Genomic DNA, 25429 nt, shown 5'->3' on the forward strand with positions numbered 1-25429 from the left:
GCCTGCGGCGCTAACCCGCCCTACGATATCGTTGCGGTTCGGTCGACGCGTAGGGCGGGTTAGGCGCAGCCGTAACCCGCCAAGCTTACTGGAACGCGACCTCGGCAAAGCTGCGCAGCTTGCGGCTGTGGAGCTTGTCCACGCCCAGCTCGCGCAGCATCTCCACAGCGCGGATGCCGATGCGCAGATGCTGGTCCACCCGCTCGCGGTAGAACGCATTGGCCATGCCGGGCAGCTTGATTTCGCCGTGCATGGGCTTGTCGCTCACGCACAGCAGTGTCCCGTAAGGCACGCGGAAGCGGAAGCCGTTGGCCGCGATGGTGGCGCTTTCCATATCGAGCGCCACCGCGCGGCTTTGGCTGAAGCGCCGCTCCGGCGTGCGCTGCGGCAGCAGCTCCCAGTTGCGGTTGTCGGTGCTGGCCACGGTCCCGGTGCGCATCACGCGCTTGAGGTCATGCCCGGTCAGCTTGGTCACTTCGGCCACGGCAGCCTCGATCGCCACCTGCACCTCGGCCAGCGGCGGGATGGGCACCCACAGCGGCAGATCCTCATCCAGCACATGGTCTTCACGCACATAGCCGTGCGCCAGCACGTAGTCACCCAGCTCCTGCGTGTTGCGCAGGCCGGCGCAGTGGCCCAGCATCAGCCAGGCGTGCGGACGCAGCACCGCGATATGGTCGGTGATGGTCTTGGCGTTGGCCGGACCCACGCCGATGTTGACCATGCTGATGCCGCTGCCATCCTTGCGCACCAGGTGGTAGCCCGGCATCTGCGGCAGGCGCGGCAAAGGCGAACCCAGTTCGTCGCCCGGCTCGGACGGCGCGCCGGCGCGGCGCAGCACCAGGTTGCCCGGCTCCACAAAGGCCACGTAGTCGTCCTCGCCCTGCGCGGAGCGGCCCATGATCTCGTGGCCCAGCTTGATGAATTCATCGATATAGAACTGATAGTTCGTGAACAGCACGAACTTCTGGAAGTAGGCGGGCAAGGTGCCGGTGTAGTGGCGCAGGCGCTGCAGCGAGTAGTCCACGCGCGGCGCCGTGAACAGCGCCAGCGGCTGCGACTCGCCGAACGGCGCTTCGTGCGTGCCGTTGGCAATGCCGTCGTCCATGGCGGCCAGGTTGGGCAGGTCGAACACGTCGCGCATCAGCAGGCGGCGGTCGGCGTTCATGCTGCCTTCAATGTGGTCGTTCTCGGCGAAGGAGAAATGGATGGGGATCGGCTGCGCGCTCATGCCCACTTCCAGCTGCACTTGCTGGCGGTTGCCGTGGTTCTTCAGCAGCAGCCTGAATTGCTCGCGGTAGTAGCGCGCGAACAGGTCGGGCCGGGTGAGCGTGGTTTCGTAGGTGCCGGGACCGGCCACGAAGCCATAGGACAGGCGCGAGTCGGCGCGCGCCACGGTATCGGTGTGCACCCGCACGTAGGGGTAGCAGGCGCGTACATGCTCGTCCGGCGTTTCGCCGTCGACGAAGCGCTGCAGCGATTCACGCAGATGCCGTATGCTGCCGTCGTAAAGCGCCTGGACCTGGGCCAGCGCGGCGTCCGGGTCGTTGAACAGCGCTGGCGCGATGAAGGGACGGTTCTGCATGGTCGATCTCCTTTGCTAATGAATCTCGGCTTGATTCTTCAGCTCTATTGTATCGACGTTTACGCTGCGGCGCAGCATTTCATTCAGTGGCCGCAAGCCTTGTCGGCCGGGCCGAGGAAACGCAGGGAGCGCGAATAAGAGATGGCGCTGCTTTCGCGGCGCTTGTGTTCCAGCGTTACCACGTCGCCCACGGCCAGGCCGCTGCGGATGAAGAGATTCATGTCGCGGCCCTTGAAGCGGTCCGGCAGCACTTCTTCGCGCCAGCCGCCGCCGGTGTTGACGTACTTGGTGAACAGGCGGCAGCCGGGCGAGGTGGAGACCACGGTGAGCACCACCGGCGCGCCGTTTTCCACGTCCAGCACTACCGGGTTCTCGAGCTGCCAGGGGCCGCCGTCGTGCAGCGAACGCCATTCGACGATCTCGCCGGGATGGCCGGGCATGGCGAAGCGCATCGAGGCCGAGCGGTCGCTGCTCTCGCGCTCCACCAGGATGACCTGGCCGCTGGCCAGCAGCACCTGCTCCTGCCAGCGCTCGCTGCGCGAGCAGCCTGCCGACAATGCGGCGGCCAACAGCGCAACGCCGGCGCATGCGGCGCGCGCCAGGCGCCGTATGCGCCGCCTTCCTGGCAGTCCTTTCGAGCAATTCTCGTCCACGGCAATCCCGGTCCACGCCCGCTTGCGGGCAAAGCCGGTATTGTGACGTTTTTTAAGCGCTCAAAAGTCACAGATAATCACGACGCCGGATCTTTTGCGCGCAAGCGCCGCCGCGTGGCGCGCGCATGCGGCACCCAGGCGTGCACCGACCAGCGCCGCCACATCATCAGGCCGCGTATCCATTCATCAGCGGCGTAGGCTATCCACAGGCCCACCAGGCCAAGGCCGAAGTAGATACCCAGCAGCCAGCTGCCGCCCGCCATCACGAGGGCCATGGACGCGGCGCCCGCCAGCACCGGGTAGCGCGCGTCGCCCGCCGCGCGCAGCGCGTTGATGACCACCAGGTTGAAGGTGCGGCCCAGCTCCAGCAGCACCGCGATCCACAGCAGCACGGCGCCGTTCTTGATGATGAGCGGGTCCTGCGTGAAGCAGCGCAGCAGCCAGGGGCCGGCCAGCGCCACGCAGCCCGAGATCACGCCGCTGATTACCAGCCCGCGCCCCAGCGCGCCGCGCACCAGGCCGTGCGCTTCGCGCAGCTCGCCCGCCCCTATCATGTGGCCGACCATGATTTCAACCGCGAAGGCGGTGGCGAGGCTGAACATCACCACCACCCCGCCCACCTGGTGCACATAAGCCAGCGTGGCCAGCGACTGCGCGCCCAGCATACCCGCCACCGCCATGCTGGCCATGAAGGCCAGCCGCCACGAGATGTTTTCCGCCGCCGCAGGCACGCCGATATGCAGCACGGCCGCCAGCTCGGCGCGGCGCAGCTTCCACCAGTCGCTGGCCACGGGATGGATGTCCAGGTGGCGGCGCCACAGCATTAGGTGCAGCACCAGGCCGAGCACGCGGCTGATCAGCAGCGCGAAGGCGAAACCCGGCAGGCCCAGCGCGGGCAACGGCCCCCAGCCGAACATCAGCGGCACGGCCAGCGCGAGGTGGCTCACATGCATGGCGGCCAGCACCGCCAGCGTGTCGCGCGTGCGCAGGTGGGCGCGCATCACGCTGGCCATGGAGGCGTTCCAGGCATCGAACAGCATGGCGGCGGCCAGCGCTTGCAAAAAGGGCGTGGCCAGCGGCAGCACCTCGGCCGGGGCGTGCATAAGACCCAGCAGCCAGCGCGCGCCGCCGAAGGCCAGCAATGCGGTGAACGCGCCCAGCCAGGTGCTGGCGCCCAGCATCGCCAGCGCCACCTTGTCCGCCATGTCGCGCCTCCCGCCGCCCAGGTTCTGCGTAATGACCACGCCGATGCCGGAACCGACTATGCGGAACAGCATGAACAAGGTCACTGAAATGCTGTTGGCGATGGCGAAAGCGGCGCCGTAGGTATCGGACAAACGGGCCGCCAGCGCGGTCCCGGCCACGCCGGCCACAACGGCGAGAAACAGTTCAATCAGCAGAGGCCAGGCGAGGGTGAAGATATGAGGACGGGGAGCGGCGGCGGTAGTCATGCCGCCATGATAGCGATTTTCCGCCCCTTACGCAGGCAAAATGTTATCGCTCACATTGGCTCAATGCAGCTTGACTGAGGGCGAGATCCGTTTTCGCAGCCAGTCGGCCAGGGTGACGGCGGCGGCGCGGACGAAGCCGTGCAGGGCCATCAGGTGCTTCTGGTACATCAGGCCGTACAGCAGATGGGCGAAGCCGCCGCTCACCGGCAGCTTGCTGCCGAAGGCGCCGCCCAGCAGCACGCCCACCGCCGCCACCGGGCCGAGCGAGACCAGGGAGCCGTAGTCGCGGTAGCTGAACTCGTGCAGGGGCTGTGCGGCGCGCTTGCCGCCTCGCGGCGCGGCGAGCGCCCTGGCCAGGGCTTTGGCCAAAAACACGGCCTGCTGGTGCGCTACCTGCGCGCGCGGCGGCGCTGCGCCTTTCACCGGGCAGACAAAGCTGGCGCAGTCGCCGATGGCGAACACGTTGGGGTCGTCCACCGATTGCAGCGTGGCCTTCACCATGATCTGCCGCATGCGGCTCAACTGCAGTCCCAGCGTGCCAACAATGGCAGGGCCTTCCACGCCGGCGGCCCACAAGGTCAGGCTGGCGGGACGCACGGTGCCCTCCCCCATATGCACGCGGTCCGCGTCCACTTGCGTCACTCCGGTGCCGGTGCAGATCTCGATGCCGCGCGATCTCAGATACGCCTCCGCGCGCGCCGACTGCTCCAGCGGCAGGTGCGGCAGCAGGCGCGGGCCGCGTTCCAGTATGGTGATGCGCACGTCGCGCGCCGGGTCCAGCGTATGGATCTTGTACTTGGCCAGCGCGCGGGCGCTGTAGCCCAGTTCCGCCGCCAGCTCCACGCCGGTGGCGCCGCCGCCAACGATCACCACGTTCACGGCGCTGCCTTCCTTGCCGCCCCCTTCGCTGGCCCGCACGCAGGCGCCGAAGAAGCGGCGGTAGAAGCCCTTCGCCTCGCGCACATTGTCCAGCGTGCAGACATGCTCCGCCGCGCCCGGCACGCCGTAGAAGTTGGTCACCGCGCCCAGCGCCAGCACCAGCGTGGTGTAGCCCTGCACGCGCACGGCGGGCGCGCCGCCCTCCTCGTCCGACAGGCACGGCGCCAGCTCCAGCGTGCGCGCAGCGCGGTCCACCGAGCGCAGCTCGGCGTGCATGAAGGTGAAGCCATGCGCCGCAGCCTGCGCCGAATATTCAATCTGGTAGACCTGCGGATCGCGCTTGCCGGAAGCAACCGTGTGCAGCAGCGGCTTCCAGAAATGGGTGGGTGAACGGTCCACGAGTATCACCCGCGCCTGCCCCTTGCGGCCCAGGGTATCTCCCAGCCGGGTTGCCAGTTCGAGGCCGCCTGCGCCTCCGCCTACGATAACGATGGATTGCATGATGTCCCTCCTTCTGACTGTTAATATAGTCCCGTCAAATGGAAAACAAAAATTACTTATTTCTACTGATTGATAAGGAATAGCTTATGTATCACGCGAGTTTCCGCCAGCTCCAGGCGCTGGTTTTGGTGGGCAGGCATGAAAGCGTGTCGCGCGCGGCGGAGGAGATGCACGTCACGCAGCCCGCGATATCGGCGCAGCTGCGCGCGCTGGAGGAACTGGCCGGCACCGCACTCACGCGCAAGGCAGGACGCAACATCCAGCTCACGGCGGCGGGCGAAGTGCTGCTGCAGTTTTCCGAGCGCATTTTGCAGCTGTGGGAACAGGCCGGCGACGAGCTGGGCGAACTACAGGGCGTGAGCAGCGGCACGCTGCGCATAGGCGCGGTGCTCACGGCGGAACACCTGCTGCCGTCCATGCTGGTGAAGTTCACCACCGAGCGCCCCAACGTGCGCCTCAAGCTCAACGTGGGCAACCGCAGCGAGATCGTCGCCATGCTGTCGCGCAAGGAGATTGACCTGGCCATCATGGGCACGCCGCCGCGCGAATTCCGCATCCACGCCACGCGTTTTGCGCACCACCCCATGGCCTTCGTGGCCAGCCCCCGGCATCCGCTGATGCGCAAGAAGCGCGTCACCATGGAGGACGTGGTGCAGGCCAACCTGCTGGTGCGCGAACGCGGCTCGGGCACGCGCACCACGGTGGAGCGCGTGTTCAAGGAAGCCGGCCACACGCTGCACTTCGGCTCCGAAGTGTCGAGCAACGAGGCGATCAAGAGCATGGTGGCGGCGGGCCTGGGCGTGGGCTTCGTGTCGGTGCACGCCTGCGCGCTGGAGTTCGAGTCCGGCCTGATCGGCATCCTGCCGATGCAGGAAAGCCCGGTGGAAGGCGACTGGCACGTGATGCACCTGGTGGACCAGCCCCTGCCCCGCATCGCCGCCGCCTTCCAGGACTTCATGGTCACCTCCGGCCAGGAATTGATCGGCGCAGAACTGGAATCGTTCTACCGCAAACACAAGCGTCCGCGCGGCAATAGCCGTTAATGTTGCCGCAAGGAATTTGGTCCGTCCGCCTTGATATATTGGTCAGGCCAAAGTAGAATCAATTGAGCAAAAGTGCAACATGCAAGTTCTCCCCGCAGAGACCTCGGCACGCTCTTCCCCGCCCTCGTCAAAACGGCACCGGACACGCGAGGTGTCCCCCACGGCGCGCCGGCACGTCCGGACGCTGCATCATCCCTGCTGTCCCACAATCCAGGAGCACACATGAAAAAAAGAACATGGGAGACACTGGCGCGCACCGCTATCACTTCGGCCGCCGCCATCGGAACATTCTGCGCATTGGCCCTCCCTGCCGGCGCGCACGCCACCGTCCTGCCGCTGCAAGGGGCCGTCATCACCGGCAGCTACAACGGCTCGGGCGCCGCCATGCTGGGGCTGGACGACCTGTTCAACGGTTCGCCCAACGGCAACAAGACCGCCCTCGACCCGCTCGATACGACGGTTGAATTCCTCAGCGGCGACTTTGCCTTCGGCTTCGACTTCGCGCCGGACGGCACACTGTCCATTTACAACAACACCGGCGCCGCGCTCGGGCCCGGCGACTACCGCTTCCGCTTCGACTTCGGCAGCTCGCTGGCCTCGCCCATTACCGCCTTCTCCGTGCTGGACGCCAGCATGGTGGGCGGCCTGCCGCAGTTCGCCATCCTGAACGGCGGCACTGCGCTCAGCCTGGACCTGAGTTCCCTGAGCTGGGGCGGCGACTTCATACCCGTCAAAATGAGCATTGCAGCGGCGCGCGCCGCCACCGTGCCGGAGCCGGGCAGCATGTCCATACTGCTGCTGGGCGCAGGCGCCATCGCGCTGGCGCGCCGCCGAAAAGCGCCGCCCGCCTAGCAGCACCGCAGCCAAAAACAAACAATCAAATTTAAATTAGATTCCTGACACAGGAGCACACATGAGACACCTCCGTTTCAAGGCCGCGCTTTGCCTTGCGATGCTGTTCGCCGCGTCGGCGCCCGCATCGCTCAATGCCGCCGCCATCGACCCCGCACGCCAGCCGGCGCCAGCCGACGGCTGGGCGGGCCAGGCCGGCGGCACCGCAGGCGGCTCGGCCGCCATCAGCAGCTACATCTACACCGTGAACAACCGCGCGCAACTGCTCGCCGCGCTGAACAACGGCGGCAACAATCCCAAGATCATCAAACTGGTGGGCACGGTGGACATGAGCGAGGGCATCCCCTACGCCAACACCGGCGACCAGGCTGCGCGCGGCGTGATCCGCATGAAGCCCAACACCACGCTGATCGGCGACGGCGCCAACGCCGGCATCATCAACGGCCATATCCAGGTCACCAACATCTCCCAGGTCATTATCCGCAACCTGAAGATCGTGGCGCCCTGCGACGTCGGCCCGATCTGGGACCCGACCGACGGCTCCACCGGCAACTGGAACTCGGCCTACGACGGCATCGCCCTGTCCGGCGCAGACCACGTGTGGGTGGACCACGTGAGCTTCAGCGACGGCGCCATGACCGACAACCTGCTGCCCATTGAAAACGGCATGGTCAAGCAATGCCACGACGGCGCGCTGGACATCACCAACGCGTCCGACTACGTGACGGCTTCCTACAACTACTTCACGCAGCACCGCAAGAACAACCTGATCGGCTCCAGCGACAGCGCGTCTGCCGACGAGGGCAAGCTGCGCGTCACCTTCAGCAACAACGTCTTCCGCGACGTCACCAGCCGTTCGCCGCGCGTGCGCTACGGCCAGGTCCACCTGTTCAACAACTACTTCGTGGGCAGCAAGGACGAACCGCTGTACGGCTATGAATACAGTGTGGGCGCGGGCTACAACTCCAAGATCCTGTCCAACGCCAACGTGTTCGAGATCGCCGGCACCACCAGCTGCGCGCAGGTGGTGAAGAACCCGGGCGGCACCGCCACCGGCGCCTTCAAGGACACCGGCTCGCTGCTCAACGGCGCGCCTCTGGCCGGCTGCACCATCTCCGACAGCGTGAGCTGGACGCCGCCCTACGCCTTCACCGCGCGCCCCACTGCACTGGTGAAAGCCATGGCGCTGGCGCAGGCGGGCGGCGGCAAGCTGGCCACCACCATCACCGGCACCGGCGACGTGTCGGTCGACCCCGGCCTGACGCTGGCCTGCCCCGCCACCGGCCTGTACTTCTGCGACGACTTCCAGAACGGCAGCAGCGCCAACTGGGACCTGCTGACCGTGGCCGGCGCCAACGGCAGCTTCTCCGTCAAGGCGGAAACCGCGACCGGCAGCAACAAGGTCATGCAGTACACGGCGGCCACCACCGGCGGCGTGCTCGCCACGCTCAAGACCACCGCCATGGCCTCGGTGCCGAGCGGCGACTACTTCGTGGAAGCGCGCATCAAGCCGCTCACCAACGGCACCACCGGCAACAAGCTGCTCTACCTGATCACGCGCTACGTGAACGCCACCAACTGGTACGGCGCGGGCCTGAACGTGCAAAGTTCCACCGCCAGCACGCAGGTGGAAATCGCCAAGATGCTGAACAACGTCCTCACCCGTCCCAAGCAGGTGAAGAAAGCCATCAATATGGACGCGCAGTTCTACACCGTGCGCTTTGAAATGAAAGGCAGCACGCTGACCGTCTACCTGGACGGCGAATCGCTGGGCAGCGTGACCGACACTTCCTTCGCCGCGCGCGGCCTGGTGGGTCTGTACACCGCCAACAAGTCTTTCCAGATCGACGACGTGCGCATCGGCGACCCGGCGCTGAAGCCGGCCCAGCTCACGCTGAACCCTTCCGGCACCACCTACGCCGCCGAAGCGGGCGACACGCCGCTGCAAGTGGCCGTCACCGCCGTCAAGGCCGACGGCACGGCCGACGAATACACCGCCAGCTCCAGCAACCCGGCCGTGGTTGCGGTGGGCGTCAACGGCGGCACGCTGACCATTACGCCGGTGGGCGCGGGCACGGCCAACATCACCGTCACCAGCGACTCCGACCCCACGCTCAAGCGCGCCATCGCCGCCACCATCGCGGCGCAGTTTATCCAGCCTACCCAGACCTACGGCCTGGCCGGCATCGCCAGCCCGGCCGTGCAGCAGGACGGCGTGAACGTGGACGCGGCCTTGCAGCTCACCTTCGACAGCCCGCCCACACTGGGCTCCGGCGGCACCATCCGCATCTTCCGCAAGGCGGACGACGCGCTGGTGGACGTGATCAGGATCAGCGGCGAAACCGAGGAAATCGGCTACGCAGGCCAGGCCGCCATCCGCAAGGTGAACAGCACGCCGGTCACCATCAGCGGCAACACGCTGACGGTGCGCCCGCACAGCAACCGCCTGGCCTACGGAGATGAATACTACGTCGCCATCTCCAACGGCACCATTGTTGGCACCCTGGGCGGCGCGCCCTTCCTCGGCATCGGCAAGCTGGGCGGCTGGAGCTTTGCAACCCGTTCCGGCCCGCCGGCAGCGGCGGCCACGCTCACCGTGGCGGCGGACGGTAGCGGCGACTTCAACACCGTGCAGGCCGCGCTGAACTTCGCCATGAAGGAGCTGGCCAAGGCCGCCCCGGTCACCATCCAGATCAAGAACGGCACCTACCAGGAGCTGCTCTACCTGCGCGGCAAGGACAACGTGACCCTGAAAGGCGAAAGCCGCGACGGCGTGGTGATCCAGTACACCAACCACGACACGCTGAACTCCGGCTCCGGCGGCAGCCAGGCGCCGGGCGCCGCCGCGCCGTCGGGCGGCCGCTCGGTGCTGCTGGTGGAAACCTCGGACATGCTGCGCCTGGACACGCTCACCATCCGCAACACCACGCTGCGTTCGTCCTCGATTTCGGCGCAGGCCGAAACCATGTACTTCAATAACGACGCGGGCCGCCTCGTCGCCGTCAACGCCGCATTCCTCAGCGAGCAGGACACGCTGCAGCTGAAAGGCTGGTCGTGGTTCTACCACTCGCTGGTGGCGGGTAATGTGGACTTCATCTGGGGCGGCAGCCGCGCCGCGCTGTTCGAGGAAAGCGAAATCCGCTCCGTGGGCGACACCACCAGCGCCACCAGCGGCGGCTATGTGCTGCAGGCGCGCGTGCCCAACGCAACGGACAAGGGCTTTGTGTTCCTGAACAGCAGCCTGACGCACGGCGCCGGTCCCGGCCCGCTGCACGGCGACGTGGCGAACGGCGCCACTTGGCTGGCGCGCAGTCCCGGCGGCACCACCACCTGGGACAACATCGCCTTCATCAACTGCAAGATGGACAGCCATGTCGCCCCGGCGGGATGGGCCGGCCTGGGCGTGAACGGCCAGCCAGCGCCCAATCCCACCGTGCCCACCGCCGCCAGCGGTTGGCGCGAGTTCGGCACCACCGACCTGCTGGGCAATCCGCTGAACCTGGCCACGCGCGTGGGCGGCTTCCAGCTCGGCGCGGGCGACGTGGCGGCGGGCTTCGCCACCCGCGCCCTGGTGTTCAGCGCCTTTAACAGCAACGCCGGCTGGGATCCGCAGCCGTAATCGGCAATGCTGCGTGCGGGGGGACTCCCTCCGCACGCAGCCCCGATCACTGCCATGAGAATTTAGATATTGCCCTAAAAGAATATTGCTAAATTAGCAGCTCTGGATGATAATTGCGCGGTTTGCAAAATCCGAGCCCCTACATGAATCTGCGCCTCACCCCCATCGCCCTGGCGGCCGCCCTGCTCGGAACGGCTACCGCCTCCCTGGCCCAGCAACAGCCGGCCAAAGAAACCATCAAAGCAGCGCCGAAAGAAGCCGTCAAGGCAGCAGCAGCCGAACCCGCCATCGCCAAGGTGGAAATCAAGGGCAGCGCGGATGAATACGACGCGCGCCGCGACGACACCGCCAGCAAAACCGTGATGACCCACGAGGAGATCATCAAGTACGGCGACACCAATGTGTTCGACGTGCTGAAACGCGCCCCGGGCGTGACGGTGATCGGCAACGCCATCCGCATGCGCGGCCTGGGCAACGGCTACACGCAAATCATGGTGAACGGCGAGCGTCCGCCTCCGGGCTTCACGATGGACACGCTGGCGCCGGACCAGATCGAACGCATTGAAGTGGTGCGCGCCGCCACGGCCGAGAACTCCATGCAGGCCATCGCGGGCAGCATCAACATCATCCTGAAAAAAGTGGTGTCCAAGCCGCAGCGCGACCTGCGCATCAACAGCGCCTACTCGGAGCAGCAGCGCAACCTGTTCATCAACGGCACGCTGGCGGACCGCGACGGCCAGCTGTCCTGGTACCTGAACGCCACCGCCTCGCGCTTCCTTGGCAAGAACCCCAGCGACAGCACCGAGCAGTTCACCTCGCCGTCCGGCCAGGTGCTGCAGCTGCGCGACAAAGCCAGCAGCCAGAGCAACGCGTCCTCCTCGGTCGGCCTGGCGCCGCGCCTGAACTGGAAGCTGGCGAACGACGACCAGCTTAACCTCAGCTCCTATATCCAGTCGCAGCGCTTCAACTACGGCAACGGCACGCTGACCAGCAACCGCATCGGCAGCTTCCCGCAGCCGGACTATGTGGACCGCCAGGGCGATGGCCGGAACACCTCCAGCTACGGCAATATCGACGTCAACTGGGTCACGAAAATCGCCGGCGGCAAGCTCGATGCCAAGGCCAATATCGGCCGCGCCAATTCGGACAACGAAAACCACGCCCTGTCCTACACGGCGGACCGCAAGACGGTGTTTGCGCGCGTGGGCGCCACCTCGTCCCAGTTCACGCACTCGGGCACCAGCGGCAAATACACGCGCACCATCTTCGAAGGCCATGCGCTGTCCACCGGCTGGGAAGCCAGCCGCCAGGGCTCGGACGACAGCAACCAGCGAGTGGAAGGCATTATCGGCCTGGCGCAAAACAGCATTAACGAAGAATTCCATCCCGTCGTCACCAAGGTCGCCGCCTACGCGCAGGACGAATGGAACGTGAGCAAGGACTGGTCGGTCTACCTCGGCGCGCGCTGGGAAACCATCAACACTGACAGCTCCGGCAGCGGCCTGCAAACCACGGACTCGCGCAACCGCGTGCTCAGCCCCGTGGCCCAGACCCTGTACAAGTTCCCGGACAAGAGCGGCCGCCAGCTGCGCCTGGCCCTGACGCGCACTTTCAAGGCGCCGAACACCGGCCAGCTCAGCGCCCGCCGCTACGAGTCCGACCTGAACACCCGCTTCAACCCGGACTACAGCGGCAACCCGGACCTGAAGCCGGAACTGGCCACCGGCGTGGACCTCACCTATGAGCACTTCTTCGCCCCCGGCGCCGTGTTCTCGGTGGGCGGCTCGCAGCGCCGCATCTCCGACTACATCCGCAGCAAGCTGACGCAGGACGCGCGCGGCTACTGGCTGATCCAGCCGCTCAACGACGGCACCGCCACCGTGCGCTCGCTGGACGTGGAACTGAAGTTCCCGCTCAAGGCCCTCATGAAGGACGCGCCGGGCTTCGACTTCCGCGCCAGCGCCAACCGCAACTGGTCCAGGGTCGACTCCGTGCCGGGGCCGGACAACCGCCTGGACCAGCAGATTCCGCTCACCCTGGTGCTGGGAACGGACTACCGCGAAGACAAATACAGCGCCGGCGCCAGCCTGTCCTACCGCCAGGGCGGCCCGGTGCGCATCTCCGAGCAGCAAAGCAGCCGCCTGCAGGGACGGCGCGAGCTGGAAGGCTACCTGCTGTACAAGATACGCACCGGCTACCAGTTGCGCCTGGGCGTGAGCAATGCGCTGGGCGAGGACAACCTGGGCGACTCGCAATACATCGACACCAACGGCGGCAGCCGCACCTGGACCCGCTCGCCCGGTTCCGCGCGCTTCTCGGCCAACCTGGAGATGAAGTTCTAAACAGTTTTCAAACGCGCGCCGCCCGGCCTCATATATACTATTGCAGTTAAGATAACCAATTCGCTGCAATGAAGGTACGCTCCCTGCTTGCCCTCACCATCACGGTGGCACTGGTGCCCGTGGTGGTGTTTCTCGCCGCGCCGCTGGCGCGCCTGGTCGACGCCGAGCGCGACGCGGGCGTGCGCAGCCTGCAGGAAGCGGCGCGCGCCACCTCGGTGGCGGTGGACGGCCAGTGGAACGAGGCGGCCGGCCTGATGCGCGCGCTGAGCGCCTCCAGCAAGCTCGAAGCCGAGCAGATGGAAGCCTTCGCCGGCAAGGCGCACCAGCTGATGAGGGACCGCGACGCCAACCTGGTGCTGTACGACGCCAACGGCCAGCAGCGCGTCAACACCAGCGTGCCGGAAGGCTCCCCCCTGCCCGACACGCGCGCCGACCGAGACCGCATCGCGCGGCTGCTGGAGAGCGCGAAAGTCTCCGTGACCGACCTGCTGACCGGCCCCGTCACGCGCAAGCCCATGGTGGCGCTGGAATATCCCTTCTCGCTGGCGGAGGACCGCCAGTACGTGATGGGCTACGCCTTCGAAGCCGCGCTGATGGACAAGGCCCTGCCCGCGCCGGACAGCGACGGCGACACCTACCATATCTACGACCGCCAGGCCCGCCTGATCCAGTCCAACCGCCAGCCCGCCGACATCGGCGCGGCCGCGCCGCCGGCCATCGCGGCCGCCATCCATTCCAGGCAAGGCGGCCTGGTGGCCATGCCGGACGGCGGCTACGCGGTGCTGGCAACCTCGCCCACGTCCGGCTGGTGGGTGGTGATCACCACCAGCGCCGAGCGCATCGACGGCAACGCGCGCCGCATTGCGCTGCTGTCCGGCCTGGGCCTGCTGATGGCGCTGCTGCTCGCGGTGGCCACCGCCTGGGCGCTCAGCGCGCGCATCGCCAAGGCCATCGCGCAGACCAGCGCTGCGGCGGGCGCCATCGGTTCCGGGCCGCCCAGGCGCCCCGCCCCGTCGGGCATAGACGAAGCGGACGACCTGGGCGAAAGCATCTACCAGGCCGCGCACCTGCTGGCCGAAGCGGCGGCCGAGCGCGAACGGCTGCTGGTCCAGGCCCAGCACGCGCGCGAAGTGGCGGACACGCAGAACCGCGCCAAAGACGAATTCCTCGCCATGCTGGGCCACGAGCTGCGCAATCCCATGGCCCCCATCAGTGTGGCGGCCCACATGCTGGCCATGCCCGGCTTGAGCGCGCAGCAGCTGCGCCAGGCCAGCGAAGTGATCGCGCGCCAGAGCGCCCACATGACGCGGCTGGTGAACGACTTGCTGGACGTGTCGCGCGTGACGCGCGGGCTGATTTCGCTGGAGCGCAAGCCGCTCAGCATCCAGCCCGTGATCGCCAGCGCGGTCGAGCAGACCGCAGGCATGGCGGCCAGCCAGCAGCACGTGCTGAGCGTGGCGCCCATCCATGGCGAACTGTGGGTGAACGGGGACGCGATACGGCTGGTGCAAGTGACGGCGAACCTGCTGGCCAATGCCATCAAATATTCACCGCCGGGTTCGGAGATCCGGGTGGAGGCCGTGCGGGTGGGAGAGGAGCTGGTGCTGTCCGTGAGCGACAACGGCAGCGGCATCGAGCCAGGCCTGCTGCCGCGCATCTTCGACCTGTTCTCGCAGGGAGCGCGCCGGCCGGACCGCGCCGACGGAGGCCTGGGACTGGGCCTGGCCCTGGTGCATAAAATAGTGGAACTGCACGGCGGCAGCGTGGCCGCCTACAGCGAGGGACCGGGCCAGGGCAGCAGATTCGAAATACGCCTCCCCCTCTGCCCCGCCCCCCATCTGGTCCTGCCGTAACCCGTCAATGCATCAACGCAGATTGTAGAACGCACCCCGTCCCGGATAAGACGCGGTCTCGCCCAGGTCTTCCTCGATGCGCAGCAGCTGGTTGTACTTCGCCATGCGGTCCGAACGGGACATCGAGCCGGTCTTGATCTGCAGCGCGTTGGTGCCCACCGCGATATCCGCGATGGTCGAGTCTTCGGTCTCGCCCGAGCGGTGCGAGATCACGGCGGTGTAGCCCGCGCGCTTGGCCATTTCAATCGCGGCGAAGGTCTCGGTCAGGGTCCCGATCTGGTTGATCTTGATCAGGATCGAGTTGGCGATGCCCTTCTGTATGCCTTCTTTCAGGATCTTGGTGTTGGTGACGAACAGGTCGTCGCCCACCAGCTGCACGCGCTTTCCCAGTGCGGCGGTCAGGGTCGCCCAGCCTTCCCAGTCGCCTTCGTGCATGGCGTCCTCGATCGAGATGATCGGGTATTTGTCGCACCAGGTGGCCAGCAGGTTGGTGAACTCCACGGCGGTCAGGCTCATGCCTTCGCCGTCCAGCTGGTACTTGCCGTCCTTGTAGAACTCCGACGCGGCGCAGTCCAGGCCCAGCGCGATCTGGGTGCCCGGCTCGTAGCCGGCTTCCTCGATAGCCTGGATAATCAGCTTGATCGCTTCCTCGTGATTGGCCAGCGAAGGCGCAAAGCCGCCTTCATCGCCCACGGCGGTGTTCAGGCCTTTCTTGTGCAGGATCTTCTTCAGCGTATGGAACACTTCCGCGCCGTAGCGGACGGCTTCCTTGAAGGAAGGCGCACCGACCGGAATGATCATGAACTCCTGGATATCCAGGTTGTTGTCCGCGTGCGCGCCGCCGTTAATCACGTTCATCATCGGCACCGGCATTTCCATGCCGCCCGACCCGCCGAAATAGCGGTACAGCGGCAGGCCGGCTTCATCGGCGGCGGCCTTGGCCACCGCCATCGACACCGCCAGCGTGGCGTTGGCGCCCAGGCGGGACTTGTTCTCCGTGCCGTCCAGATCGATCAGCGTGCGGTCGATAAAGGCCTGCTCGTTCGCGTCCAGGCCGATGATGGCTTCCGCGATCTCGGTATTGATATTCTCGCAGGCGCGCAGCACGCCCTTGCCGAAATAGCGCTTGGCGTCGCCGTCGCGCAGCTCGATGGCCTCGCGCGAACCGGTCGAAGCGCCCGACGGCACCGCCGCGCGGCCCGTCACGCCGGACTCCAGCAGCACGTCGCATTCCACGGTCGGATTGCCGCGCGAATCCAGAACCTCGCGTGCAATCACATCAACAATAGCAGTCATCCAAAGTCTCCAGTAGTTGGCTTGGTAAATTCCATCAATGCGCAGGCGCGCCCAGCTTCATGATCTTCAACGCATTCGTGCCACCGACCAGGCCCATAGGCTCGCCCCAGGTCAGCACCACCGTATCGCCGCGTTCAGCGATGCCGCGCGCCACCAGCAGCTCTTCCACCGAGCGCAGCACCACCTCGCGGTCGCGCGTCTGCTTCAGCTCCAGCGCCTGCACGTTGCGGAACAGCGCCAGCTTGCGCTGCGTCGCCACGCTGGGCGTCAGCGCGATGATGGGAATGTCGATATTGTTGCGGCTCATCCAGAGACAGGTGGAACCCGACTCCGTCAGCGCGGCAATGGCCTTCACGCGCAGATGGTGCGCGGTGAACAGCGCGCCATAGGCGATGGACTGGTCGATGCGGCTGAAGGTCGTGTTGATCAGGTCCACGTCCGGATTGGACGGATTCCATTTCTCCGCATCCAGGCAGATCGCCGCCATCGCTTCTACCGTCTCGATCGGGTATTTGCCGGAGGCGGTTTCGGCGGACGTCATCACCGCGTCGGTGCCGTCCAGCACCGCGTTGGCCACGTCCGACACTTCAGCGCGGGTAGGCACGGCGTTGACGATCATCGATTCCATCATCTGCGTGGCGGTGATGGCCAGCTTGTTCGACGCGCGCGCCATCTTGATCATGCGCTTCTGCAGCGCAGGCACGGCGGCATTGCCCACCTCAACGGCCAGGTCGCCGCGCGCCACCATGATGCCGTCCGACGCGTCCAGGATTTCCTGCAACGCCGGAATCGCCTCGGCGCGCTCGATCTTGGCGATCATGAAAGGCTTGTGCTGGAACGGCTCGCCGGCGATATTGGCCAGCTGGCGCGCCATCACCATATCGGTCGCGTTCTTCGGGAAGGACACGGCAATGTAATCCGCCTGGAAGCTCATGGCGGTCTTGATGTCTTCCATATCCTTGGCCGTCAGCGCCGGCGCGGACAGGCCGCCGCCCTGGCGGTTGATGCCCTTGTTGTTCGACAGCTCGCCACCGATTTTCACGGTGGTGTGGATCTCGCTACCGGAGATGCGGTCCACCACCAGCACGATCAAGCCGTCGTTCAGCAGCAGCACGTCCTGCGGACGCAGGTCGCGCGGCAGGTCTTTGTAATCCAGGCCCACGCGTTCCTGGTTGCCCAGCTCACCGTTCTCGCCCCACTTGGCGTCCAGGATAAAGCGGGCGCCGTTTTCCAGCTGGATCTTGCCTTCTTCGAATTTGCCGACGCGGATTTTCGGACCCTGCAAGTCGGCCATGATGGCCACTTCGCGGCCGCACTCGGCGGCGGCGTCGCGCACCATGCGGGCGCGCTCGACATGGTCCTGGGCTTTGCCGTGCGAGAAATTCAGGCGTACTACGTCAACGCCGGCCTTGAACATGCGGATCAGGGTGCCGATGTCGTTCGATGCGGGGCCGATGGTTGCCACGATCTTGGTGGCGCGGCGGGTCACTGCGGTAGGGGTATTTGGCACGTTGTCTCTTTCCTGTTGTTGGTATCGGTCACCGCTCAGCCACTCAGCCACTATTACGCAGGCCGGCGGCAATGCCGTTGATCGATAAATGAATGCCCTCGCGCGTGGCGGGGTCCGAGTCGCCGTCGCGGAAGCGGCGCAGCAGCTCAACCTGCAAATGGTTCAGCGGGTCGATATAGGGGAAGCGGTTGCGGATCGAGCGTTGCAGCAGCGGGTTGGCGTCCTGCAGCTCGGCCTGGCCGGTGATCTCCTTCAGCGCCGCGATGGTGCGCTCATGCTCGGCGCGGATGCGGCCGAAGATGGCCTCGCGCAGCGTGGCGTCGCTCACCAGGGTGGCGTAGCGGCTGGCGATGGCGATATCGCTCTTGGCCAGCACCATGTCCATATTGGACAGCAGCGTGTTGAAGAACGGCCAGTCGCGGTACATCTTCTGCAGCAGCGCCAAGCCGTCCGGCTGCGTGCCCAGGAACTTCTGCACCGCAGAGCCGAAGCCGAACCAGCCCGGCAGCATCACCCTGCACTGCGCCCAGCTCAGCACCCAGGGAATGGCGCGCAGGTCTTCAATCGCGGTGGACTTCTTGCGCGAGGCCGGGCGGCTGCCGATGTTCAGCGCGGCGATTTCCGAGATGACGGTCGATTCCCAGAAATAGGTTTCAAAGCCCTCGGTCTCGTACACCAGCGAACGGTAGCTGCGCATGGCTTCGTCGGACAGCGCCTGCATGGCCGCCAGCTGGGCCGCATCCGGCTCGATGCCGCGCGGCGGCAGCATGGTCGCTTCCATGGTGGCGGCCACCATCACCTCCAAGTTGCGGCGGCACACTTCCGGATTGGCGTACTTGGCGGTGATGACCTCGCCCTGCTCGGTCAGGCGGATGCGGCCCTGCACCGCGCCCTGCGGCTGCGCCAGGATCGCCTCGTAGCTCGGACCGCCGCCACGGCCGACGGAACCGCCGCGGCCATGGAACAGGCGCATCTTCACGCTGTGGCGCTTGAACACTTCCACCAGTTCGATTTCGGCCTTGTACAGTTCCCAGCCGGAGGTCAGGAAACCGCCGTCCTTGTTCGAGTCCGAATAGCCCAGCATGACTTCCTGCAGGCTGCCGCGCGAGCGCACCAGGTCCATATACAGCGGCAGGCGGAAGGCGCGGTCCATGATGTCCGGGCCGGCCTGCAGGTCGCCGATGGTTTCAAACAGCGGAATGATGTTGACCGCCATCGACGACTCTTCCGTCACCGAACCGGCGCGCAGCAGGCCGTGTTCCTTCAGCAGCAGCGCCACTTCCAGCAGGTCGGACACGCTGTCCGCCTTGGAGATGATGTAGTTGGTGATGGACTCGGCGCCGTAAGCGCGGTGCGCCTCGCTCACCGCGCGGAAGATGGCCAGCTCGCCGCTGGTCTCTTCGGAATAGCTGGTGTACGGAGAGATCAGCAGGCGCGGCGTGTGCAGCTCTTCCAGCAGCAGCTTGCAGCGCTCCGGCTCGGACAGCGCGGCGTAATCAATGCCGGGACGGGCGCAGGACAGGATCTCCGCCACCACGCGCTCGTGCACGTCCGAATTCTGGCGCAGGTCCACAGGCGCCAGCGAGAAGCCGAACACCTTCACCGCGCGGCGCAGCTGGCGCAAGCGCCCGCGCGCCAGAACGGCCGAGCCATGCGCCACCAGCGACTCGTGCACCGTCTCCAGGTCCGCCAGCAGCTCCTGCGCCGAGGCGTAAGGCTGGGCGCCCGCGCCGGGAGCGGCAGGCGCGTAGCCCGCCGCAGCGGCGGCAGGCCAGATGGTGGCAACGGCAGCACGCGCGCTCGCGGCGGCGCTTGCAGCGGCGCCGGTGTCGGCGCGGCCGGCGGCAGCGGCACTGGTCAGCAGCGCGCGGTTGGCGGCCAGGCGGTTATGGATGCCGTAGATGGCGCGGCGGTAAGGCTCGTCCACGCGGTGCGGCGAATGGTCGGGCGAAGCGTCGGCCAGTTGGCGCAGCTGCTCGGAGCAGCCGGTCATGGTCTGCGCAAGCGACAGCTGCGAAGCCAGCTTGTGCAGCTCGCCCAGATAGTGTTCCAGCGCCACGTCGGCCTGGCGCGCCAGCGTGGCGCGCAGCACGGTGGCGGTGACGAAAGGATTGCCGTCGCGGTCGCCGCCTATCCAGCTGCCCACTTTCATAAAGGTCGGCAGCTCCTCGCCGGCCCAGCGCGCATCGAGCTTGGCCAGCATGTCCTGCAAAGTGCTGTACAGCTGCGGCAAGCCGTTCAGGATGGTGCGGTCGAAGAAGGACAGGCCGTTCTCCACCTCGTCCATCACCGACAGCTTGGCCGTGCGCAGCAAGCGCGTCTGCCACAGCGTGTGGATGCCGCGCGCCAGCGCCTCGTCGTTCTGCTCCTGCTCTTCGGGCGTCATCTGCACGCGGTCGCGCTCGTCGAGCTCGCGCGCGATGGCCATCTGGCAGTTCAGGGTACTCTTGCGCTGCACCTCGGTCGGGTGCGCGGTGAAGACCGGGCTGATATGCGCCTCGGCGAAGAACTCGCCAAAGGACGAGGTGCGGCCGGCGCCCACCACGTTCTGCACCGCCTTGGCCAGGCTGCCCAGGCGCGGCGCGGAACCGGCCAGCAAGTGCGCGCGGCTGCGGCGGGTGTGGTGCTGGTCCTCGGCGATATTGGACAGCAGCGAGAAGTAGCCGAAAGCGCGTATCAGCTGGCTGGTTTCATCCGGCGACAGCGCATGCAGCGCCTCTTCCAGCAGTGCTTGCGCGCCCGCGTCCTGCTCGCGGCGGAAACGGATCGCCAGCTGGCGCACGTTCTCGATACGATTGAAGGCCTCGTCGCCGTGCTGCGTGCGTATGGTGTCGCCCAGCATGCGGCCCAGCTGGCGGATGTCCCGCCCCAGCAATTCATCCTTGAATTCCACCGACTTTGAACCGTCCATCTCCCGCCTCACCAGTATGTAGTAATTTTTCAGTTTAGGAACATAATTACAGCAAATCTCGCACATCCGCACCATACGAGGTGCCAGATACTCGCCATATCGTAAATTTACTACATTATGTGACGAAAATCCAAGCGGCGGCAACTGAATTCTTTGCCAATTACTATATGGATTTGGAATGGCGCACACGCGTTAGCCAGCGAACGGATGGCGCGTGGCGGCCGGTGCATGCTGGAGTCTGGACCAACCAAGGAGAAGAGCATGACCAATCGAATCGGCAACAAAGACGTAGCCCAGCAACGCAGCAAAGCGGAAAAAGCCCGTATCAAACGGGTCAACAAAGAGGCGGAAGCGGTGAAGCAGGCCGCGGCGCGGGCCAAATACCACAAGGAAGTGAAGGGACGGATTTCCGCTGCGCAAGCGGCCCAGGCATTCTGAGCCCCGCCTTTCCGTTGTTCTTTGCCGTGCTATGACGATATGATGTAGCGCAACAACGAACACGGAAGGCTACGATGAAAAAAACAACACTCGGGGCGGCGTGCCTGCTCGCCCTGCTCCCCGCGCTCGCGCTGGCCAGCGAACCCGCCAGCGGCAGCTTCAAGGCCGGCAAGGCGTGCGAAGCCTACGCGTCCTTCGCCAAAGAGACCAATCCGGGGGATGTGCGGCTCAAGCCGGGCAGCAGCTACGAAATCAAAGAGGTCAACAAGCCGGGCAGCTATGAACAGCTGCGGATAGAAGTGCCGGGCGCCAGGCCCGAGCTGCGCTGGGTTGCGCGCGACTGCGGCAGCGCAGCGCTGGGCGGCGGCACGCAGGACGCCGCGCCGGCTAGCGCCCGGGAAAGCGCCAATGACAGTCCCGGCGGCAAACACGAAATCTGCTCCACCGCCAACCAGCAGGACAGCTACCTGCTGGCCATCAGCTGGCAGCCCGGCTTCTGCGAGCACACGCCGCGCACGTCCGGCAAGCCCGAGTGCGCAGCGATGGACAAAGGCAGCCTGGTGGTCACCAACCTCACACTGCACGGCCTGTGGCCCAACAAAAAAGCCTGCGGCACCAGCTACGGCAACTGCGAAGGCAAGCCCTTCGCGCTGAAAAAGGAAACCGTCGACCGCATCGCGCAGTGGATGCCCAACTTCTACTACGAAAACAGCTTCGGCAAATACGAGTGGAACAAGCACGGCTCCTGCCAGTCGCTCGACCCGGACGCCTACTTCACGAAAGCAGTGGCGGCGGTGCAGTTGGTAAACAGCTCGTCCATCGGCCAGCAGGTACTGAAGAACATAGGCGGCAGCTTCAACGCCGACAAATTCTTCGCCACGCTGCGCAGCCAGCACGGCGAAGCGGCCGCCAGCCGTGTGATGCTGGTGTGCGCCGGCCAAAGCCAGCTCCAGGAAATCCGCGTCCAGCTCCCGCTCGACTTCAGCGTCGACAAGGGGCTGAACGGCCTGCTGGGTACGACACCCGGCCAGGGTCCGCAAACCTCCCGTTGCGGCAGCGAAATCCACGTCGAAGCCAGCGGCCGCAACTAGCCACCACCGGGGTCAGTTCCACCATTGCGTCACGGGCTCAGCTTTAGCACGCAACTACACCACCGGGGTCAGTTCCACCATTGCGTCACGGGCTCAGCTGTAGCACGCAGCTACTGCAGAGTCCGTGACATGATGACGGAACTGACCCCGGTGTGATTGTGACGCGATGACGGAACTGACCCCGATGTAGACCCCGATGTAATTAGACGGCTTCGAGGACGCCGCGGCGCATCTGGTCGAGCTCGATGGACTCGAACAGGGCCTTGAAGTTGCCTTCGCCGAAGCCCTGGTTGCCCTTGCGCTGGATGAATTCGAAGAACACGGGGCCGAGCTGGTTTTCGGAGAAGATCTGCAGCAGCAGGTCACCCGGCATGCCGTCGATCAGGATCTTGCGCTTCTTGAGCTCGTCCAGCGATTCGCCGTGGCCCGGGATGCGGCGGTCCACCAGCTCGTAGTAGGTGTCGATGGTGTCGAGCAGCTTGATGCCGCTGGCGCGCAGCGCGTCCACCGTGCCGTACAGGTTGTCGCTGCCCATGGCAATGTGCTGGATGCCTTCGCCGTTGTACATGTTCAGGTATTCGGTGATCTGGCCCGGGCGGTCGGTGCCTTCTTCGTTGATCGGGATGCGCAGCTTGCCGCACGGCGAAGTCATGGCTTTCGATTTCACGCCCGTCACCTGGCCTTCGATGTCGAAGTAGCGGATCTCGCGGAAATTGAACAGCGTTTCGTAGAAGTTGACCCACTCGGCCATGCGGCCACGGTGCACATTGTGGGTGAGGTGGTCGATATAGGTCAGGCCGTGGCCGACCGGGTTGGGATTGGCGCCGGGGATGGCTTCGAAGTCGGCGTCGTAGATGCTGATGTCGCCGATGGCGCCCGGCGTGGCGCCGTTTTTGCCCTTCCAGCGGTCCACCAGGTAGATCAGCGAGTCGCCGATGCCTTTGATGGCGGGGATGTTCAGTTCCATCGGGCCGGGCTGGCCGCCGAAGCCCCAGGCGCCCAGTTCCAGCGCGCGGCGGTGGGCTTTGCCCGCGTCCTGCACGCGGAAGGCGATGGCGCAGACCGACGGGCCGTGCTGGCGCGCGAAGCGCTGGGCAAACGAGTCCGGCTCGGCGTTGATGATGAAGTTGATTTCGCCCTGGCGGTACAGGGTCACGTTCTTGCAGCGGTGCCGCGCGATGGCGGTGAAGCCCATCGCTTCAAAGGTCTTGCCCATGGCGACCGGGTCCGGCGCGGCGTATTCGATGAATTCAAAGCCGTCGGTGCCCATCGGGTTGTCCCATAATTCTAGCGTCATGCTGATCTCCTCAAGTAATAGGATGAGTTTAGCCATTCTCGGTGAATATTTCGTTCATAATGTGCACAATATCCGCAGTCCCGCACACAAAACATGCATGAATCGAGGAAAAACCATGAGCACCATCAGCGTAGACCGGCATGACCTTGCCCTGCTGGCCGAATTGCAGCGCGACGGCCGCGCCACCAACAGCGCCATCGGCGAGAAGGTGCACCTGTCCACCTCGCAGGTGAGCCGCCGCATCCAGCGCCTGGAGGAGGCGCGCGTGATCGACCATTACGCGGCCATGCTGGACCCGCTCGTGGTGGGCCTGGGCGTGATGGCCTTCGTCCACGTGACCCTGGACCGCCACGGCACCGCCTGGGGCGATACCTTCGAGCAGGCCATCAGCGATCTGCCGGAGGTGCTGGAGTGCTTTTCCGTCACCGGAGAGGCCGATTATGTGATCCGCGTGGTGTCGCACGACCTGGCCTCGTTCTCGGAATTCATGATGAACCATTTGCTGCGCATTCCGGGCGTGACCAATGTGAAGTCGAATATCTCGCTGAAGAAGGTCAAGCAGGTGACCGAGCTGCCGCTGGACCATATCGCCCAGCCGCGCCCGTCCAAGATGCGGGTGCATTTCGCCCAGTAAGGCGGCGTCGGTCCCGTCTTACAAGCGCGCGGCACGTGCGCTGCTTGGGCGCCGCCCGCCCTGGTCCGCATACTGGCGTCTTTGACCAGGAGGACTCGCCATGAACAGCGACAAGGACGTCAGGGCTGCGGATGCGCGCAATTCGCAGCAGGATTTCGGCGGCAATATCGCCAACGGCCATCCGGCCAACAATGTGATCACGCCGCAGCGCGATGGCATGCCGTCCACGGAACAGGGCCGCAGCACCGTGGACCGGGGCGCAGGGGACTTCTCTTCCCAGCGCCACGGTGAAACGGCAAGCTCGGAGCAGTCCACGCGCAAGCCCGCGCCGGAAGCCGGTCCGACCAAAGGGGAGCGCGGCACGCGCGGCTCGGGCATGCCGGTGGACAGCGGCGCAGGCCAGCTGGCCGATGACCGCCCCGGCCGCGATACGCCGAAAGGCGGCTGAGCGTCCGCCCGCGCTCTGCTAGAATCCGGAACCGGAACAACAGCTAGAGGCGCAACGTGGCAGAGACAGTACCCAAGGGCGCATACCGCAGCGGCGTGGCAGCGCGGCTGGCAGGCTTGCCGGTGGAAACGCTGCGGGTATGGGAGCGGCGCTACGGCGTGTCCGGCGCCGACCGCTCGCCGCACGGCCAGCGCCTGTATTCGGCCGAGCAGGTGCGGCGCCTGGGCCTGCTCAAGCGCGTGGTGGACCTGGGCCATCCCATCGGCATGGTGGCCGCGTTGTCCTTCGAGGAGCTGGCCGTGATGGCAGGCTCGCTGCCGCAGCAGGACGCGGCACCCGACGATGGCGCCGCCGCCGTGCCGCTGCGCGTGGCCGTGGTAGGCGCCGCCATGGCGCGCCGCTTGGCCGCCGTGCGCACCGCGCCGCCGCTCGACATCATCCACACCTGCGCCACGCTGGAGGCGCTGCCCGCCGCCCTGCCCGGCCTGCCGGCCGACGTGCTGCTGATCGAATCGTCCGAGATGTCGGCCGATACGCTGCCGCTGATCGCCGCTGCGCGCGCCGCCGCGCCGGGTGCGGCCCTGGTGGTGATGTACCGCTTCTGCGACAGCGCCACCGTGCGCCGCCTGCGCGAACAGGGCTGCCTGGTGGCGCGCGTGCCGGCCGATCCGGCCGAGGTGGCGGTGCTCTGCAGTTCAGCGCTGGCGGGCCATCCGCTGCAGGCGGTGCTGCCGGTCACGCCGGCGCCCTCGCCGCGCCGCCTGGACGAGCAGGCGCTCGCCGTCCTGGCCAGCGCGCCGAACAGCATCAATTGCGAGTGCCCGCGCCACTTGGCCGACATCCTGATGATGCTGGGCAGTTTCGAGCGCTACAGCCAGCAGTGCGCGTCGCGCAATGCCGACGACGCGGCGCTGCACCAGGAACTGTGCAATACGGCCGGTCAGGCGCGCATGATGCTGAAGACCGCGCTGGAGCGCCTGGCGCGCGCCGACGGCCTGCCGCTGCCGCCGTCGCTGGCGGAATAGT

At 66.0% G+C, this 25429-nt stretch carries 18 protein-coding genes; 10 read left to right on the forward strand and 8 right to left on the reverse strand.

What is annotated here, in order from left to right:
• Positions 1-85 precede the first annotated feature (85 nt).
• The 4 genes from KT882_RS21155 to KT882_RS21170 all read right to left on the reverse strand — a co-directional run bounded on the left by KT882_RS21155 (position 86) and on the right by KT882_RS21170 (position 5069).
• Entirely contained in the window at positions 86-1585 is a 1500-nt protein-coding gene (locus KT882_RS21155; protein ID WP_161070594.1) for an AMP nucleosidase, read from the reverse strand.
• 83 nt (positions 1586-1668) lie between these two features.
• Entirely contained in the window at positions 1669-2238 is a 570-nt protein-coding gene (locus KT882_RS21160; RefSeq protein WP_228893230.1) for a hypothetical protein, read from the reverse strand.
• A 77-nt stretch (positions 2239-2315) separates the two neighbouring features.
• Positions 2316-3689 carry an MATE family efflux transporter gene (locus tag KT882_RS21165; protein ID WP_161070592.1) on the reverse strand — a complete coding sequence of 458 codons (1374 nt, stop codon included), beginning with the start codon at positions 3687-3689 and terminating at the stop codon, positions 2316-2318.
• Positions 3690-3749: 60 nt separating this feature from the next.
• Positions 3750-5069 carry an NAD(P)/FAD-dependent oxidoreductase gene (locus tag KT882_RS21170; RefSeq protein ID WP_228893231.1) on the reverse strand — a complete coding sequence of 440 codons (1320 nt, stop codon included), beginning with the start codon at positions 5067-5069 and terminating at the stop codon, positions 3750-3752.
• A gap of 86 nt (positions 5070-5155) precedes the next feature.
• Between KT882_RS21170 and KT882_RS21175 the strand changes: the two genes are divergently transcribed.
• The 5 genes from KT882_RS21175 to KT882_RS21195 all read left to right on the forward strand — a co-directional run bounded on the left by KT882_RS21175 (position 5156) and on the right by KT882_RS21195 (position 14778).
• Positions 5156-6112: a LysR family transcriptional regulator gene (locus tag KT882_RS21175; RefSeq protein ID WP_161070590.1), complete on the forward strand. Its 957-nt coding sequence runs from the start codon at positions 5156-5158 to the stop codon at positions 6110-6112.
• 222 nt (positions 6113-6334) lie between these two features.
• Positions 6335-6964 (forward strand): PEP-CTERM sorting domain-containing protein, encoded by a 630-nt coding sequence (locus KT882_RS21180; RefSeq protein WP_161070589.1) that lies wholly within the window; start codon positions 6335-6337, stop codon positions 6962-6964.
• Between the two features lie 61 nt (positions 6965-7025).
• Entirely contained in the window at positions 7026-10583 is a 3558-nt protein-coding gene (locus KT882_RS21185; RefSeq protein ID WP_228893232.1) for a pectinesterase family protein, read from the forward strand.
• Positions 10584-10726: 143 nt separating this feature from the next.
• Entirely contained in the window at positions 10727-12925 is a 2199-nt protein-coding gene (locus KT882_RS21190) for a TonB-dependent receptor plug domain-containing protein (RefSeq protein ID WP_228893233.1), read from the forward strand.
• Between the two features lie 68 nt (positions 12926-12993).
• Positions 12994-14778, forward strand: a complete 1785-nt coding sequence (locus tag KT882_RS21195; protein WP_228893234.1) for a sensor histidine kinase — start codon at positions 12994-12996, stop codon at positions 14776-14778.
• 12 nt (positions 14779-14790) lie between these two features.
• On the opposite strand, the gene eno is transcribed toward KT882_RS21195, so the two are convergent.
• From eno to ppc, 3 genes are all read right to left on the reverse strand, one after another.
• Entirely contained in the window at positions 14791-16074 is a 1284-nt protein-coding gene (eno, locus tag KT882_RS21200; protein ID WP_228893235.1) for a phosphopyruvate hydratase, read from the reverse strand.
• 34 nt (positions 16075-16108) lie between these two features.
• A complete protein-coding gene (gene pyk, locus KT882_RS21205) occupies positions 16109-17563 on the reverse strand; it encodes a pyruvate kinase (RefSeq protein ID WP_161070784.1) in 1455 nt (484 codons plus the stop codon).
• Between the two features lie 64 nt (positions 17564-17627).
• On the reverse strand, positions 17628-20495 hold the full coding sequence (gene ppc / locus KT882_RS21210; protein WP_228893237.1) for a phosphoenolpyruvate carboxylase: 2868 nt from the start codon (positions 20493-20495) through the stop codon (positions 17628-17630).
• Between the two features lie 261 nt (positions 20496-20756).
• Here ppc and KT882_RS21215 point away from each other — a divergent pair, with 261 nt between their 5' ends.
• Complete coding sequence (locus KT882_RS21215; protein ID WP_187358587.1) at positions 20757-20933, forward strand: hypothetical protein; 177 nt, start codon at positions 20757-20759, stop codon at positions 20931-20933.
• Between the two features lie 74 nt (positions 20934-21007).
• Positions 21008-22024 carry a ribonuclease T2 family protein gene (locus KT882_RS21220; protein WP_161070583.1) on the forward strand — a complete coding sequence of 339 codons (1017 nt, stop codon included), beginning with the start codon at positions 21008-21010 and terminating at the stop codon, positions 22022-22024.
• 202 nt (positions 22025-22226) lie between these two features.
• Here the strand turns inward: KT882_RS21220 and hppD are convergent, their stop codons facing one another.
• On the reverse strand, positions 22227-23321 hold the full coding sequence (gene hppD / locus KT882_RS21225) for a 4-hydroxyphenylpyruvate dioxygenase (protein ID WP_161070582.1): 1095 nt from the start codon (positions 23319-23321) through the stop codon (positions 22227-22229).
• A gap of 115 nt (positions 23322-23436) precedes the next feature.
• Here hppD and KT882_RS21230 point away from each other — a divergent pair, with 115 nt between their 5' ends.
• From KT882_RS21230 to KT882_RS21240, 3 genes are all read left to right on the forward strand, one after another.
• Positions 23437-23955 carry an Lrp/AsnC family transcriptional regulator gene (locus KT882_RS21230; protein ID WP_161070581.1) on the forward strand — a complete coding sequence of 173 codons (519 nt, stop codon included), beginning with the start codon at positions 23437-23439 and terminating at the stop codon, positions 23953-23955.
• Positions 23956-24055: 100 nt separating this feature from the next.
• On the forward strand, positions 24056-24403 hold the full coding sequence (locus KT882_RS21235; RefSeq protein WP_228893238.1) for a hypothetical protein: 348 nt from the start codon (positions 24056-24058) through the stop codon (positions 24401-24403).
• A 56-nt stretch (positions 24404-24459) separates the two neighbouring features.
• The gene (locus KT882_RS21240; RefSeq protein WP_228893239.1) at positions 24460-25428 is read left to right on the forward strand and encodes a MerR family transcriptional regulator; all 969 of its coding nucleotides are present in this window, start codon (positions 24460-24462) and stop codon (positions 25426-25428) included.
• Position 25429 lies beyond the last annotated feature (1 nt).

The organism is Pseudoduganella aquatica (genome assembly GCF_020865585.1).
GTDB classification, from domain to species: domain Bacteria; phylum Pseudomonadota; class Gammaproteobacteria; order Burkholderiales; family Burkholderiaceae_D; genus Rugamonas; species Rugamonas aquatica_A.

Bases quoted from the DNA above. Each gene is read 5' to 3' on its own strand.
- KT882_RS21155 (WP_161070594.1), bottom strand. From the start codon at position 1,585: ATGCAGAACCGTCCCTTCATCGCGCCAGCGCTGTTCAACGACCCGGAC.
- KT882_RS21165 (WP_161070592.1), bottom strand. From the start codon at position 3,689: ATGACTACCGCCGCCGCTCCCCGTCCTCATATCTTCACCCTCGCCTGG.
- KT882_RS21170 (WP_228893231.1), bottom strand. From the start codon at position 5,069: ATGCAATCCATCGTTATCGTAGGCGGAGGCGCAGGCGGCCTCGAACTG.
- KT882_RS21175 (WP_161070590.1), top strand. From the start codon at position 5,156: ATGTATCACGCGAGTTTCCGCCAGCTCCAGGCGCTGGTTTTGGTGGGC.
- KT882_RS21180 (WP_161070589.1), top strand. From the start codon at position 6,335: ATGAAAAAAAGAACATGGGAGACACTGGCGCGCACCGCTATCACTTCG.
- KT882_RS21185 (WP_228893232.1), top strand. From the start codon at position 7,026: ATGAGACACCTCCGTTTCAAGGCCGCGCTTTGCCTTGCGATGCTGTTC.
- KT882_RS21190 (WP_228893233.1), top strand. From the start codon at position 10,727: ATGAATCTGCGCCTCACCCCCATCGCCCTGGCGGCCGCCCTGCTCGGA.
- KT882_RS21195 (WP_228893234.1), top strand. From the start codon at position 12,994: ATGAAGGTACGCTCCCTGCTTGCCCTCACCATCACGGTGGCACTGGTG.
- eno (WP_228893235.1), bottom strand. From the start codon at position 16,074: ATGACTGCTATTGTTGATGTGATTGCACGCGAGGTTCTGGATTCGCGC.
- ppc (WP_228893237.1), bottom strand. From the start codon at position 20,495: ATGGACGGTTCAAAGTCGGTGGAATTCAAGGATGAATTGCTGGGGCGG.
- KT882_RS21215 (WP_187358587.1), top strand. From the start codon at position 20,757: ATGACCAATCGAATCGGCAACAAAGACGTAGCCCAGCAACGCAGCAAA.
- KT882_RS21220 (WP_161070583.1), top strand. From the start codon at position 21,008: ATGAAAAAAACAACACTCGGGGCGGCGTGCCTGCTCGCCCTGCTCCCC.
- hppD (WP_161070582.1), bottom strand. From the start codon at position 23,321: ATGACGCTAGAATTATGGGACAACCCGATGGGCACCGACGGCTTTGAA.
- KT882_RS21230 (WP_161070581.1), top strand. From the start codon at position 23,437: ATGAGCACCATCAGCGTAGACCGGCATGACCTTGCCCTGCTGGCCGAA.
- KT882_RS21235 (WP_228893238.1), top strand. From the start codon at position 24,056: ATGAACAGCGACAAGGACGTCAGGGCTGCGGATGCGCGCAATTCGCAG.